This window comes from Acinetobacter sp. TSRC1-2 (assembly GCF_049895885.1).
In the GTDB taxonomy this organism is placed as follows: domain Bacteria; phylum Pseudomonadota; class Gammaproteobacteria; order Pseudomonadales; family Moraxellaceae; genus Acinetobacter.
In genome coordinates, this window is sequence record NZ_JAFCTF010000004.1 from 12,756 (window position 1) to 26,185 (window position 13,430).

Below are 13,430 nucleotides of genomic sequence, written 5' to 3' on the forward strand. Positions count from 1 at the left end.
CTATCTTTTCGCCCGATAATAAGGCGCTTATAGCTTCATTTTCGCGCATAAGATTAAAGGGTGAAATCATGCTAAAATCCTCTACTTCGTTTTAATCTTCTTTCGGTATGCTGCTATTTCTTCAGCAGTCGTGGTCTACACATGAATTCGCAACTTGCTCTCATCCAAAATATTGATGCCCTCCTTCCTCAAACCCAATGTGGCTTATGCGGTCATCGGGATGGATGTTTACCGTATGCAAAAGCCATAAGCGACGGTGAAGAAGCCAATAAATGTGTCCCAGGGGGTCAACCTGTTGCCGATGCCTTAGCCCATTTACTCGGTCGTGCCCCACTGAAAGCTGAAGAAAGTGTTTGGCCGATTCAAAGTGATGGTCGCCCGCAGCGCATGAAGGTCATTATCCGTGAAGACGAATGTATCGGTTGCACCAAATGCATTAGTGCCTGCCCTGTGGATGCGATTATTGGCTCGGGCAAACTCATGCACACCGTTTTGACGGACCTATGTACAGGCTGCGAACTTTGCATTCCACCTTGCCCTGTCGATTGTATTGATCTGATTGCAGATCATCACGCAGTGCCCGATGAAACCATGCAAATTACGGAACAAAATGACTTACGAAATCGTTATTACGCCCATATTCAACGTGAGGAAAAACGACGCGTAAATCGTAAAGGTCCTGTGGTGCGTGCCAATATTGATACAACCTTATTTGCTCGGTTTTCAGCACAAAATGACAGTGTCCCAGACATTGTTATTACTCAAAATGAAGTTAAATCAGTAATCCATTTTGATGCCAAATCAACCATCGAACTGGCAAAAATTCGTACACAAATCAAAAAATTAGAAAAACAACTCAGTGTTCGTGAGGATGCACAAAAACGTCTACAACTAGATGAACTCAACCACCAACTCAATGCTTTGCAAGGAGCATAAAGAATGCCTGTAAAGAATATGACTAAAAAACAAATTCAGGTATTTTTTGAGCGATTACGCGAGCAAAGGCCTCATCCGAAAACCGAACTGAATTATACCAGTCCTTTTGAGCTTTTAGTGGCCGTAACACTTTCTGCGCAAGCAACCGATGTCAGCGTGAATAAAGCCACGGACAAACTGTTTCCTGTTGCCAATACACCGGAAGCCATTTATGCACTCGGTGTCGATGGTCTGAAGGAATATATTAAAACCATTGGCTTATATAATGCTAAAGCCGAAAATGTCATCAAAGCCTGTAAAATACTGATCGACCAGCATAATAGTATCGTTCCAGACAATCGTGCTGATCTGGAGGCATTGCCTGGCGTTGGACGTAAAACCGCAAATGTGGTGCTGAATACCGCCTTTGGTCAGCCGACCATGGCAGTCGATACCCATATTTTTCGTGTAGGTAACAGAACTGGGCTGGCGACTGGCAAAAATGTGTTAGAAGTTGAATATCGACTGGTTAAAGTCATTCCTAAAGAATTTATCATTGACTCGCACCACTGGCTGATTTTACACGGTCGTTATTGTTGTATTGCCCGTAAGCCGAAATGTTATGAATGCGTGGTGTCTGATGTCTGCCAGTGGCCGGATCGGTTTGAATTTGGTGCAGCGAAAAGCATTCAATTGAAAATGATTGAAGATAAAATCTAAATTCAGTTTTTATCTTTATTTTTTTGCTGCAATTTAGGATGTAGCTGACGCTCGGGTTGACTATTTTTCTTTTCTGCCGCTTCCTGCTTTTCCACGCGGCGCAAGAATTTGAAACTTTGTACCATTAAAGCCAATACCACAATACCAAAAAAAATCATCAATACAACTAAGCCAATTTTTAGCAAGGGTTCATCCTCAACATAATGTACAAATTAAAAGAGTCCTAATATGACTTAGGACTCTTTTAATGTCAAAACATTCACTACACTAGGGTAGTTGAATTATTTTGATTGATCTAAAATCGCGAACAAATCAGTTTGAACTTCTTCAATCGGACGAAGACCATTCAATTTGTCATAAGTCGGTGCATTTTCGCCAGAAGCTGCACGACCTTGATAGAAACCGACCAATTGTTCAGTTTCAGTGTGATATGAACCCAAACGTTTACGAATCGTTGCTTCTAGGTCATCTGGACGCTGAACCAAATCTTCACCAGTTTCATCATCTTTACCTTCCACTTTAGGTGGATTGTAAACAATATGATAAATACGACCAGAAGCTGCGTGCTGACGACGACCCGAAAGGCGTTGTACGATTTCTTCATCAGGTACATCAATTTCGATCACGTGATCAATATTAATACCTTCACCTTCCAAAGCTTCTGCTTGAGGAATCGTGCGTGGGAAACCATCAAAAATGCAACCGTTTACACAATCAGGTTGAGCAATACGTTCTTTAACAAGCCCGATGATGAGTTCGTCAGATACGAGACCACCGCTTTCCATCACGCTTTTAGCTTTAAGACCTAATTCTGTACCTTCACGAATTGCAGCACGGAGCATATCACCGGTTGAAATTTGTGGGACATTGTAGCGCTTACAGATCAACTGAGCCTGTGTACCTTTACCTGCTCCAGGTGGTCCGAGTAATATAATGCGCATAAAAAAACATCCTCATTTAACAATGTATATGACACTTTGTTTATGTCGAATCTATTGATCCAACACGCAGTCCAGCATCTAATTATAAGAAAGCCACAAACAAATGGATTGTACCCGCTATAAATCCGGTTACGCCACCCAGAAGGATCAAAATCCATTCATCTTCCTGAAAAGCGGGCCGTAATAAATTCTGAAACTCTCTGGGAGTCAGCTCTAGAATACGGTCTCTAAACATTTGATAGATTTTCTGTGCACGGCTCGCATTAAAGGCAGGGTCGCATACAGGCACCATCGTAATTTCAATTGAGCGATCGATCAAGTCCGTCTTGAGTTTTGCGTATTCTTTTGGCCCTAATGAGAGCTGTAAAGAGGTTCTAACCAAGGGTGTTTCCATAATTTCGTTAATATGACGTTTAACGATACGGCGAGTCTTATTTTTCTTCCCGCCATACATCATCTCAGTCATGATCGATTTTAATGTAATTAGGTCTTCTGTGACTACTCGTGCAAAAACATCTGACACTTCTTCCTGGCGTTTCATAAACGCGCCTTGAATATTGTATGTGCCAATACGTGGAATCACAGGTTTCACCCAGGGAAATTTACGGTTCTTGGTTAATTCAAAGAATTGTGGATAACGGACATAATGCGGTTCAAGCGGATTAAATACCATCCAGATTGCAATCCAGTTAGTCAGAAAACCCCAAATCGCAGCCCAAAATGGTACGGTCCAGTGCCAAGGCACAACAAACCAGACGATCATCTGGAAAATACCAAAGAACATCCCGATTAACGCACTAATATGCCAAATAAAGTTGATTTCTTTCTGACCGACTTTAAGAAACATATTCACCATTAAACGGCGATCACCTTCCATTTGGCGAACCACCATTTCACGCATATCCACAAGTGACTCGACGTTCATGGTCAGCTCAGTCACAAGCTCTCTTAGGATACCTGGCAACTGTTTATGTGCCTGAGCATAAATACGGCGCTTAAGCGAATAAGGGAGGTTTTCCCACAGCACCGCATTCCGGTCAATCATCATCTCATCAATGATATGTTCAAGTTCAAACCCAACCTGTTCACCAATGATACGCGCCATATCTTCCGGATCCATCGCATCTAAAAATTCGCGCAATGACCCCAGTTTTGACAGAGTATTATCGGTAATAATCCCTGAAATACGGCCAGCTTTACGTGGCACAATGCCCTGCCAGCCGACAGGTAACGGACCTAAATGGAATCCCCAAAATGTAATAGGGTAAAAGACCATTTTAAGCGCCATCCACACATGCGCCCAAGTGACAAAAGCAGTTACAGGAATAATGCTAAGTACTGCCCAGAAATCTGGGCGTTTCAAGAAGGTTTGCCACAATTCGTTGACGTACTCAAGCATGCATAATATCCATTTTAATTTTTAATCACAAAATACTAAATCGTATAAAACTGAACATTTTGACTATAAACCGATACTTAGAGTATAGGAGAATTGTATTGTTGGCTCTGTTTCAGCAACGACATTGCCCGCACTATTCTTTAACTCTTCGCCCGCGCCAATACCGATACTAAAACTACTAATCCGTTCATTACTCAGCAAAACATAGGCTAAATCCACACCAGCACCCAATCGTGCTTTGAGATCATTGTCTACCCCTTTACTTTCAATATGTCCAGCATAAACCCCGACATAATAACCGTTTTTATCTTTACCGGTGAGATGGTATGGATAGCGAAATCCAACCTGAGCACCGGGAGTATAATCATCATCTATGAATACCCCTGCTTTCGCATAGGCAATTCCATAGGGATTCACCCACTCTGCATTCACATGAATCATTTCTTGTGTGAATCCCGCCCCAACATTCCAGGCTTTTGCACTATCTGATGTTAATTTTGCTTCTGGTAAATACGGATTGTCTTGCGCATAAGCTACATTCGCTAGCGCAAAAAATGCCAGCAAAGAATACACTTTTGTGATTATTTTCATGCTTGTCCTTAATTTTATTTTTAATACAGTCCTTTTTTCAATTTTGACTTTAGCAGAATTATCAGAACTCTTATATACTGCACTTTACAATTTTAATGTCTGTAAAGTCAAAGTTTAAGCTAAACCAACCTAACTGCTTACCTGAACAAATATCAAAAAATCATGACATGCGTTAGAATGTGCCACCAGTTTTTTCCACTCTCCGGTATGTAAGTCGATCGCGTATGAAGCAGCACTTTCCTTTAAAAAATGTCCAACAAGAAAAGCGCATTTATCGCAATCGGGTGTTTATCTCGGTCGGGATTGTGGTCTTCTTTCTTCTGTTACTCGTTGCTCGTTATGCATATTTACAGATTGCACACTACGATGAGTTTTCAACTGCCTCAGACCAGAACCGAATTCGGTTGCAGCCTTTAGCACCTGCACGTGGTTATATTTATGACCGTAATGGTATTTTACTGGCTGACAATTACCCTGTATTTTCAGCCACCATTTCACGTGCTGATGTTAAGGATATTGATGATACCATTAGGCGCTTAATGCCAATTTTGGCATTATCTCAAGAAGATATAGATCGTTTTAGCAGCCGAATTAAAACTTCCAAAAAAACTGAACGTGTTTCAGTTAAATTAAATTTAACTGAAACAGATATCGCTAAATTTAGCGAAGTGAAGTTTCAGTTCCCTGGGGTCAATATTGAAACCCAAATGACTCGCTATTACCCACATGGTGAGTTATTTGCGCATGTCATTGGTTATGTCGGACGCATTAATGACAAAGAATTAAAATCGATTGATAAAGATTTATACGCCGGTACTAACCTGATTGGGAAAATTGGGGTCGAAAAATCCTATGAAGACCTTTTACATGGTGTACCCGGAAACGAATCTGTTGAAGCAGATGCACACGGTAATGTACTGCGCAATTTAGGTCGTAAGGATCCTGTTCGCGGCAATGATTTGTATCTGTCGATTGATTATGGTTTACAAGTCATCGCCACAGAACAGCTGGCGGGGCGTCGTGGCGCGATTGTGGCATTGAATCCCAAAACAGGGGAAATTTTAGCGCTGGTTTCAAGCCCAAGTTTCAATCCTAATTTATTCGTTACTGGAATTAGCAATACCGACTATAGTGCGCTCAGGGACAATCTTGACCAACCGCTTTATAACCGTGCTGTGCAAGGAGCTTATCCTCCGGGTTCAACCATTAAACCGATGTTTGGTTTGGGAGGCATTCATTATGGTTATGTCGACTGGGCAACTGCTATCTCTGACCCCGGTTATTTCACCTTGCCGGGTGATAGCCACCGTTTCCGTGACCATAAAAAAACCGGCCACGGTACTGTAAATATGCATAAAGCCCAAGTAGTGTCTTGTGATACTTACTTTTATGTCCTGTCTTATCGCATGGGCATAGAAAAAATGAATGCCTGGATGCGCCAGTTTGGTTTTAGTGAAAAAACTGGCGTGGATTTACCGAGTGAAAGTACCGGTTTGTATCCAAACCCAGAATGGAAAATGCGTACCCGTAAAACCAAATGGATGAAAGGTGAAACTATTTCCGTGAGTATTGGCCAAGGTGCCTTTACTGCAACACCTTTACAACTCGCTATGGCCACTGCTATTACTGCAAATCAAGGCTCGCATATTACCCCACACGTCCTGCGTGAAAGTCATGGTGCCAAACCATATCAAGTGCATAATGCACCAGACGGCAAAATTCAGTTTAATGGTAAACCTGAAGACTGGATTAAAATGCGTGACGCCATGGTTGATGTAATTCAAACTGGTACTGGTCGTGGAATTCGCACCCCGATGTATCAAATTGCAGGTAAAACGGGTACAGCCCAGGTTAAAAGTATCGCCCAAGGTAAAAAGTATAACGAAGCATTATTAACCGAGCGTCAACTTGACCACGGTTTATTTATCGGTTTTGCCCCTGCTGAAAACCCTGATATTGCGATTGCAGTGGTGTGGGAAAATGGTCGTCATGGTGGTTCAGCCGCACAGTTGGCTCGCCCAATCTTTGATTACTGGTTATTGACGCGTAAAAAGAATCCAATCCGTCCAGCCAGCCATCAAATGAGTGGCGGCTTGATGACAGCCGGAATTAAACCAGGTGAATTACCAAGTGGCACCTTGCCAGTCACCGCTGATCCTTCTGCTCAAAATACGGCATCAGCTCAATCAGCTCAGCCTACAATTCAAGCGATGCCAAGCACACCCTCATCAACCAACCCTCAACCCGTAGAAAGTGAGTGATCCATGAAAAACCAACTTCGTCTTATTGGTGGTGAATGGAAACGCCGCCAACTTGCTTTTGCCAGTATTGATGGTTTACGTCCTACACCGGATCGTGTCCGTGAAACTTTGTTCAACTGGCTGATGTGGGACATTCAAAATTCGAATGTCCTCGATCTTTGTGCTGGTTCGGGTGCCTTAAGTTTTGAAGCATTATCACGTGGCGCGGCACAAGTGGTGATGATTGAACCTAATCGAACCCAAGCCGCATTTTTAACAGATAATTTGCAGTTGCTTAAAGTGACCAGTCAACATGCAAAGTTGAAAATCGCCACAGCTCAACAAGTCGTGCCGACTCTCAAAGAACAATTTGATCTGGTATTTTTAGACCCCCCTTATAGTCTAGATTTATGGCAAGAACTGGCTCAACTTGCCGAGCCTTTGATTAAAGATAAGGCTTTTATCTATGTTGAAGCCGACCGGGATTTGGCTCAGCTGAAACTTCCGTCTTCATGGCAACAGATTAAACAGACCAAAGCCGGAACTGTTCGCGCAGGCTTATATCAAAAAAATGCCTGTTAATGAAAGGCAATAAAAAAGGATTCCTATATGGAATCCTTTTTTTGTCAAATGTAGTTTATAAATTCAAGATCTGGCTTATAGACCTGTTAACGATTGTAGTGTCGGTCGCGATCGTTTCTGTCATGGTTCCAGTCCGGACGGTCTTTGTTATTCCAATCTCGGTCACCATGTTGTCGATCATAATGTCCATTGCGTTCTCGATGATCACGATAATCGCCATCATAAGGATCAACAACACAGCCATTTAAAGACACTGCCAATACAGAAAGTAATATCATTTTTTTCATCATGTCCATCACCTCTTACTGCACTATGCCAGTATTAAACGATTTAATGGAGAGTGAACGGAGCCATTGTTGCACTCTTGTAGTGATTTATTCTTTTTTTATGCATTGTGAATATATTCAATCAATATTTCATTCAATCCTTTTATCAAAACTTTGAAATAGATGTGCATAAATTCAGCTAACTATAAGCTTGGCTTTTGCCCTGATCTTTAGAATACTGCTGCCTTTCCTTATGACCTGAGCTCTATGACTTGGCTATTATTTATTCTTGGTGCAATGGTCGCAGGTTTTGTACAAGGACTTACAGGTTTTGCTTTTGCCTTAATTGCCATGTCTTTCTGGGTATGGGTATTGCCTCCGCAGATTGCTGCACCCTTAGTGGTATTTGCTTCGGTATGGAGCCATATCATTTCATTATCCAATGAACAAAAGCATCCTCATCTGAATAAAACCCTGGTGTTACCTTATTTAATTGCCGGGCTGACTGGCGTGCCTTTAGGCACTTATTTATTGCATATTATTCAGCCAGAAACATTTAAACTAGTCTTAGGCTTATTTTTGGCGCTATGGTGCCCAATCATGTTCTTCAACCCGCAATTTCCAAGACTGCAACAGTCAGGGAAATTTGCAGATGGTTTGGTAGGATTTATCGGTGGAATACTGGGTGGTTTAGGCGGATTTTGTGGTTCGCTTCCTTCAGCTTGGGTCATGTTGAAAAATTTATCCAAACAAGAACAACGTTATATTTTACGCCATTTCAATTTCGGCATTCAGGTGTTTACCTTGGTTGCCTATTTGCTACAAGGCACACTCGAAATACAACTGCTGCCTTATATGGCCATCCTGCTGGTCAGTGTTAGTTTCCCCGTAATCTTGGGAGCAAAATTATTCTATAAAATTTCAGAGCGGCAATTTAAACATACCGCGTTAAGTCTATTATTTGCATCAGGCTGTTTCTTAATCTTTAGTACTCTGTTTTAAATTTATTAATCAGGAAAATGTTTAAAATTCACATGCAGGGAGTTGAAATAATTTTCCCTGAAATATATTTTAAAAAATGAGATAAATATCATTTAATCAAAAAACATCCAATTGGTATTCCACATTTCATTAATGTGAGAGAAAACTTTATACAATACTTATCCCCGCCACTAATTTTTCTAAAATGAAAACCTTGATTTGCTTAGCAGGGATGATTCTGCTAACAGGCTGTAGTTTAAGTACTTCTCGCGATGTCAAACATGCTGAAAAAATGCTTTCATATTTTAAATGCAATAAAATTGAAAGCACACAAATGACGCATAGTTCTATTACCTCATTTCACGAACAATCACTCGCTTCTAGCCGTCAAAAAGCCGAATCCTATGTGCAGAGCTATAAAGAAGGTGAAAAGTTATTTGATGTTCCATTAACCGATGTAATTAAGGAACAATATGGCATATATCAGGAAGCTTGCCAGCATTTAGGTGGCATTAGTCCAACAGCAAATAAATAGGCATATTTCATCTCTTTAAATGAATGCTCTACAGCTCTGTTCATGACTAAAAAATGCAGAATCACATGCTGACTGGCAAATGCTGAAACGTTGAGGCAAGTTTTTTTGATTTATAAATTTCGCCACGTTTTAAAGCAAGACAGGGATACGCTCCCTGTCCTTTTAGAATTTATGCTTCAGTGTAATAACGCTTATCAACACTAAAGTTTTTCGGAAATTTAGCATGAATTTTTGAATAGAAATCCATAATTTCGGCCATATCTTTTTCATAATCCCCAGTAGGATATACAATTTTTCCTACACCGGTTTTTTTCTTGGCATAATCCATATAGGCCAAAGCAATAGGTACACCTGCACCCGTTGCCACATGATAAAACCCGGTTTTCCATTGTTCTTGTTTTGCACGTGTTGCTTCAGGTGTCACCAGCATCACCAACTTTGGATGGTCTTTGAATAAATCGGTCATGACCTCAACCATACTTGGGCGCGGCTCACCTTGTTGTTTAGGGGTACGGTCAATACCGATGCCTCCCAAAGCACGTACAAATGGCCCGAATGGAAACTTCATATAGCTGTCTTTAATCGTTAAACGGACATTTACCCCTAAAGCTTTTAGAGCCAAGCGGGCATATAAAGCATCCCAATTACTGGTGTGGGGTGCAGCAATCATTACGCACTGATCCAAATCAAGTGGCCAATGATTATCAATTTCCCAGCCCATCATTTCTAGACTTTGTTCAGCTAACTTCTCGAACACAAAAACACCACACCCTAATAAAGTGTGCAGATTCTAACAATGTCTCTAAAATAAGATAGTTCAACATGAGCAATAAATGATCAATTAATATATAAATGTATAACTTTCAATTTAAATGAAATATATATTTATTTTTACCTTTATCCACCGCAAAAAAATAATTATTTTCAGGAAAAATTGAGTTTACTCAATAAAAGTTAAGAGAAAACAGTAATGTCTATTTTAAAAACGAATCCAAGTAATAACAAAGCACGAACAATATCATTCTTTAATAAATATCCTTTTCTACGTAGTTTTAAAAGTTACATTGTCTTATAAAAGGAACTAAAGCGTGAAAAAAACAATGTTAATCCTGCCTCTTATCACTATCGCATTAACTGCATGCAGCAAACCGAATACCGATACGAATGCAAGTAATCAAGCACCTGAAGATACGGTCACTCAAACTCAATCCATGCAGCCCACCAATACTCAACCTGCAACCCCGATGAGTGATACTGCAGAAACCTCACTGGATTGGGCGGGTAAATATAAAGGTGTTTTTCCCTGTGCGGATTGTGAAGGAATTAAAACCGATCTCGAGTTGAAAGCAGATAAAACTTATGAATTAACAGAAGAATACTTGGGTAAAGGAAAGGACAACGAATTTAAAGTCAAAGGGACTTTTAGCTTCGACCAGAATAATCCATCGATCATTAGCTTAGATAAAGCCGGTGATAATCGTAAATTCTTTGTCGGTGAAAATTTTGTAGAAGCACGTGATATGGATACAGGAAAAGCCATAGATTCAAAGCTAAATTACAAGCTCCAAAAAAGATCTTGACCAGTTTAGCCCCCCTTTTTTCTCTGCATAAAGAGCCTGAAATATGGCTTTTTAGGACCCCCACTTTTTGCTATTCGTCACGATTTGCTACAAATAAATCATTTATTTAACGACTTAATACTAGCGGGATAATTCAGTTATGATTATGTTTAAAAATATCTTTTTCATTAAATGACCATTATGAAACAAGCGATGATTACACTCAGTCTTTTTGCCATTTTACTTTCAAGTGGCTGCGATAATACGAGTACATCATCACTGAATGAAAAAGTTAATCTTCCTGAGCAACCTTCAAAACCTATACAGGTTCAAATTCCAAATTGGGTGGGCTCTTATAAAGCATTTATTCCTTGTGATGCTTGTGAAAAGAAACTCGTTTCTCTCCGACTTTATCAAGACAAGACCTACCTCCTAAAAGAAATTAGTTTTTTTAAGCAAAAAATTAAACAAAAAGAGTCTTCAGGAACATTCACTTTCGATGAGAAAAATTCAAATTTATTGCAATTAAGTGACGATAAAACCAAAAAAAATCGTTATTTTTCTCTGCATCAGCATTCAATAGAATTACTTGATCAGACTAGAAACCGATTCAAAAATTTTGAGAAATATCAAATTCCTCAAGTACAAAATATTGAGGTAAATAATGCACTCAAACATGTAGATATACAGGCTGACTTATATAAATCAGAAAAAATAGAATCGAATGATATTGCAAGTACAAAATTGACATATTTTTTTGAAATTAATAACCATTCAGATCGACCTCTTAAATTACGCGACAGCGATATTGTTTTAGTAGATACTAAAAATAACGAACATATTGCTACGTTTGAAAATAGTCCAATCTCACCGATTAAAGCGAATAAAACTCAACATGAGCTGATATCGTTTATTTATCCTGAATCCTATCAGGCGGCTTATATCAACATTAAGTAATCTGAAGATGGATAAAAAAATCCCCGCAAAATGCGGGGATTTTTTTATCGGATGATCAGTATGAATTACATCATACCGCCCATGCCACCCATACCGCCCATATCAGGCATTGCAGGTTTATCTTCTGGAATATCAGTGATCATGCATTCAGTTGTAAGCATTAATGCTGCAACAGAAGCAGCGTGCTCAAGTGCAGAGCGGGTTACTTTTGCTGGGTCAAGAATACCCATTTCAAGCATGTCGCCATATTCGCCAGTCGCAGCGTTGTAACCGAAGTTACCTTCGCCATTTTTCACAGCGTTGATTACAACTGAAGGCTCATCACCAGCGTTTGCAACGATTTGACGAAGCGGCGCTTCAATCGCACGGCGTAAAATGTTGATACCTACATTTTGATCGTCATTAATCCCAACAACACCATCAAGTGCTTTAGCTGCACGTACTAGCGCAACACCACCACCTGCAACCACGCCTTCTTCTACCGCAGCGCGAGTTGCGTGAAGTGCATCGTCAACACGGTCTTTTTTCTCTTTCATTTCAACTTCAGTTGCCGCACCGATTTTGATCACTGCAACACCGCCTGCTAATTTAGCAACGCGTTCTTGAAGCTTTTCTTTATCGTATTCTGAAGTTGATTCTTCAATTTGCGCACGGATTTGTTGAACGCGATCCGCGATTTGAGCTGCAACACCAGCACCATCAACAAGCACTGTGTTTTCTTTAGAAACAGTCACTTTATGCGCTGTACCTAAGTGTTCCAGAGTCGCTTGTTCAAGTGACATGCCAATTTCTTCAGAAATTACAGTACCGCCAGTCAAGATCGCGATGTCTTGAAGCATAGCTTTACGACGGTCACCAAAACCAGGTGCTTTAACCGCACATACTTTGATAATACCGCGCATGTTGTTTACTACAAGAGTAGCCAACGCTTCGCCTTCAACATCTTCAGCGATAATAAGAAGTGGTTTACCTGTTTTAGCAACAGCTTCTAATACACTGATCAATTCACGGATGTTGCCAATTTTTTTGTCAACAAGAAGAATGAATGGATTTTCAAGTTCAGCGGTTAACGTGTCTTGCTTGTTTGCAAAGTACGGACTGATATAACCACGGTCAAACTGCATCCCTTCAACCACGTCAAGCGAATCTTCAAAGCCTGAACCTTCTTCAACAGTAATTACGCCTTCTTTACCTACGCGTTCCATTGCTTGCGCAATAAGTTTACCCACAGTGGTGTCAGAGTTAGCAGAAATCGAACCAACTTGTTCAATCGCTTTAGTATCAGAAGCAGGTTTAGCCGTTGCTTTAATATTTTCAACTACAACGCGAACAGCAAGGTCGATACCACGTTTCAAATCCATTGGGTTCATACCCGCAGTCACTGATTTGATTCCTTCGTTCAAAATTGCTTGAGCCAAGACAGTTGCAGTTGTTGTACCGTCACCTGCGATGTCATTGGTCTTTGAAGATACTTCACGAACCAATTGCGCGCCCATGTTTTCAAACTTGTCTTTAAGCGTAATTTCTTTCGCAACCGTTACACCATCTTTAGTGATGTGTGGTGAACCAAAAGAACGGTCAATCACCACGTTACGGCCTTTAGGGCCTAAAGTTACTTTTACCGCATCGGCAAGTACGTTTACGCCTGCAATCATTTTACTGCGAGCTGAATCACCAAATTTTACGTCTTTAGCTGACATGCTTTACTCCAAATATTTTAATTTTCAAAAATTTGATTAACTGA

At 40.4% G+C, this 13,430-nt stretch carries 15 protein-coding genes; 8 read left to right on the plus strand and 7 right to left on the minus strand.

The window, feature by feature from the left end; genetic code table 11:
* Positions 1-141: 141 nt before the first annotated feature.
* Together ACP69Y_RS05785 and nth are read left to right on the plus strand one after the other, a co-directional pair.
* A complete protein-coding gene (locus ACP69Y_RS05785) occupies positions 142-936 on the plus strand; it encodes an RnfABCDGE type electron transport complex subunit B (RefSeq protein WP_425916964.1) in 795 nt (264 codons plus the stop codon).
* A gap of 3 nt (positions 937-939) precedes the next feature.
* Positions 940-1,635 (plus strand): endonuclease III, encoded by a 696-nt coding sequence (gene nth, locus ACP69Y_RS05790; protein ID WP_425916966.1) that lies wholly within the window; start codon positions 940-942, stop codon positions 1,633-1,635.
* A 2-nt stretch (positions 1,636-1,637) separates the two neighbouring features.
* On the opposite strand, the gene ACP69Y_RS05795 is transcribed toward nth, so the two are convergent.
* The 4 genes from ACP69Y_RS05795 to ACP69Y_RS05810 all read right to left on the minus strand — a co-directional run bounded on the left by ACP69Y_RS05795 (position 1,638) and on the right by ACP69Y_RS05810 (position 4,557).
* The gene (locus ACP69Y_RS05795) at positions 1,638-1,820 is read right to left on the minus strand and encodes a hypothetical protein (protein WP_425916968.1); all 183 of its coding nucleotides are present in this window, start codon (positions 1,818-1,820) and stop codon (positions 1,638-1,640) included.
* A 96-nt stretch (positions 1,821-1,916) separates the two neighbouring features.
* Positions 1,917-2,576, minus strand: a complete 660-nt coding sequence (adk, locus tag ACP69Y_RS05800) for an adenylate kinase (RefSeq protein ID WP_425916970.1) — start codon at positions 2,574-2,576, stop codon at positions 1,917-1,919.
* Between the two features lie 82 nt (positions 2,577-2,658).
* Positions 2,659-3,975 (minus strand): hypothetical protein, encoded by a 1,317-nt coding sequence (locus ACP69Y_RS05805; RefSeq protein ID WP_425916972.1) that lies wholly within the window; start codon positions 3,973-3,975, stop codon positions 2,659-2,661.
* Between the two features lie 63 nt (positions 3,976-4,038).
* Complete coding sequence (locus ACP69Y_RS05810) at positions 4,039-4,557, minus strand: hypothetical protein (protein WP_425917272.1); 519 nt, start codon at positions 4,555-4,557, stop codon at positions 4,039-4,041.
* 233 nt (positions 4,558-4,790) lie between these two features.
* Here ACP69Y_RS05810 and mrdA point away from each other — a divergent pair, with 233 nt between their 5' ends.
* Together mrdA and rsmD are read left to right on the plus strand one after the other, a co-directional pair.
* On the plus strand, positions 4,791-6,827 hold the full coding sequence (gene mrdA / locus ACP69Y_RS05815; RefSeq protein WP_425916974.1) for a penicillin-binding protein 2: 2,037 nt from the start codon (positions 4,791-4,793) through the stop codon (positions 6,825-6,827).
* A gap of 3 nt (positions 6,828-6,830) precedes the next feature.
* Positions 6,831-7,388, plus strand: coding sequence for a 16S rRNA (guanine(966)-N(2))-methyltransferase RsmD (gene rsmD / locus ACP69Y_RS05820; RefSeq protein WP_425916976.1), 558 nt, complete (start codon positions 6,831-6,833; stop codon positions 7,386-7,388).
* Positions 7,389-7,474: 86 nt separating this feature from the next.
* Here rsmD and ACP69Y_RS05825 read toward each other — a convergent pair whose 3' ends face one another.
* The gene (locus ACP69Y_RS05825) at positions 7,475-7,678 is read right to left on the minus strand and encodes a hypothetical protein (RefSeq protein ID WP_425916977.1); all 204 of its coding nucleotides are present in this window, start codon (positions 7,676-7,678) and stop codon (positions 7,475-7,477) included.
* 243 nt (positions 7,679-7,921) lie between these two features.
* On the opposite strand from ACP69Y_RS05825, the gene ACP69Y_RS05830 reads away from it, so the two are divergent.
* Both ACP69Y_RS05830 and ACP69Y_RS05835 read left to right on the plus strand, forming a co-directional pair.
* Positions 7,922-8,656 carry a sulfite exporter TauE/SafE family protein gene (locus tag ACP69Y_RS05830; RefSeq protein ID WP_425916979.1) on the plus strand — a complete coding sequence of 245 codons (735 nt, stop codon included), beginning with the start codon at positions 7,922-7,924 and terminating at the stop codon, positions 8,654-8,656.
* 211 nt (positions 8,657-8,867) lie between these two features.
* On the plus strand, positions 8,868-9,170 hold the full coding sequence (locus ACP69Y_RS05835) for a hypothetical protein (RefSeq protein WP_425916981.1): 303 nt from the start codon (positions 8,868-8,870) through the stop codon (positions 9,168-9,170).
* 169 nt (positions 9,171-9,339) lie between these two features.
* Here the strand turns inward: ACP69Y_RS05835 and ACP69Y_RS05840 are convergent, their stop codons facing one another.
* Positions 9,340-9,894: a 1-acyl-sn-glycerol-3-phosphate acyltransferase gene (locus tag ACP69Y_RS05840; RefSeq protein ID WP_425917274.1), complete on the minus strand. Its 555-nt coding sequence runs from the start codon at positions 9,892-9,894 to the stop codon at positions 9,340-9,342.
* Positions 9,895-10,258: 364 nt separating this feature from the next.
* Here ACP69Y_RS05840 and ACP69Y_RS05845 point away from each other — a divergent pair, with 364 nt between their 5' ends.
* Together ACP69Y_RS05845 and ACP69Y_RS05850 are read left to right on the plus strand one after the other, a co-directional pair.
* Entirely contained in the window at positions 10,259-10,750 is a 492-nt protein-coding gene (locus ACP69Y_RS05845) for a copper resistance protein NlpE (protein WP_425916983.1), read from the plus strand.
* 180 nt (positions 10,751-10,930) lie between these two features.
* Positions 10,931-11,686, plus strand: coding sequence for a copper resistance protein NlpE N-terminal domain-containing protein (locus ACP69Y_RS05850; protein WP_425916985.1), 756 nt, complete (start codon positions 10,931-10,933; stop codon positions 11,684-11,686).
* Positions 11,687-11,751: 65 nt separating this feature from the next.
* Here ACP69Y_RS05850 and groL read toward each other — a convergent pair whose 3' ends face one another.
* Positions 11,752-13,386: a chaperonin GroEL gene (groL, locus tag ACP69Y_RS05855; RefSeq protein ID WP_425916987.1), complete on the minus strand. Its 1,635-nt coding sequence runs from the start codon at positions 13,384-13,386 to the stop codon at positions 11,752-11,754.
* Between the last annotated feature and the right edge of the window lie 44 nt (positions 13,387-13,430).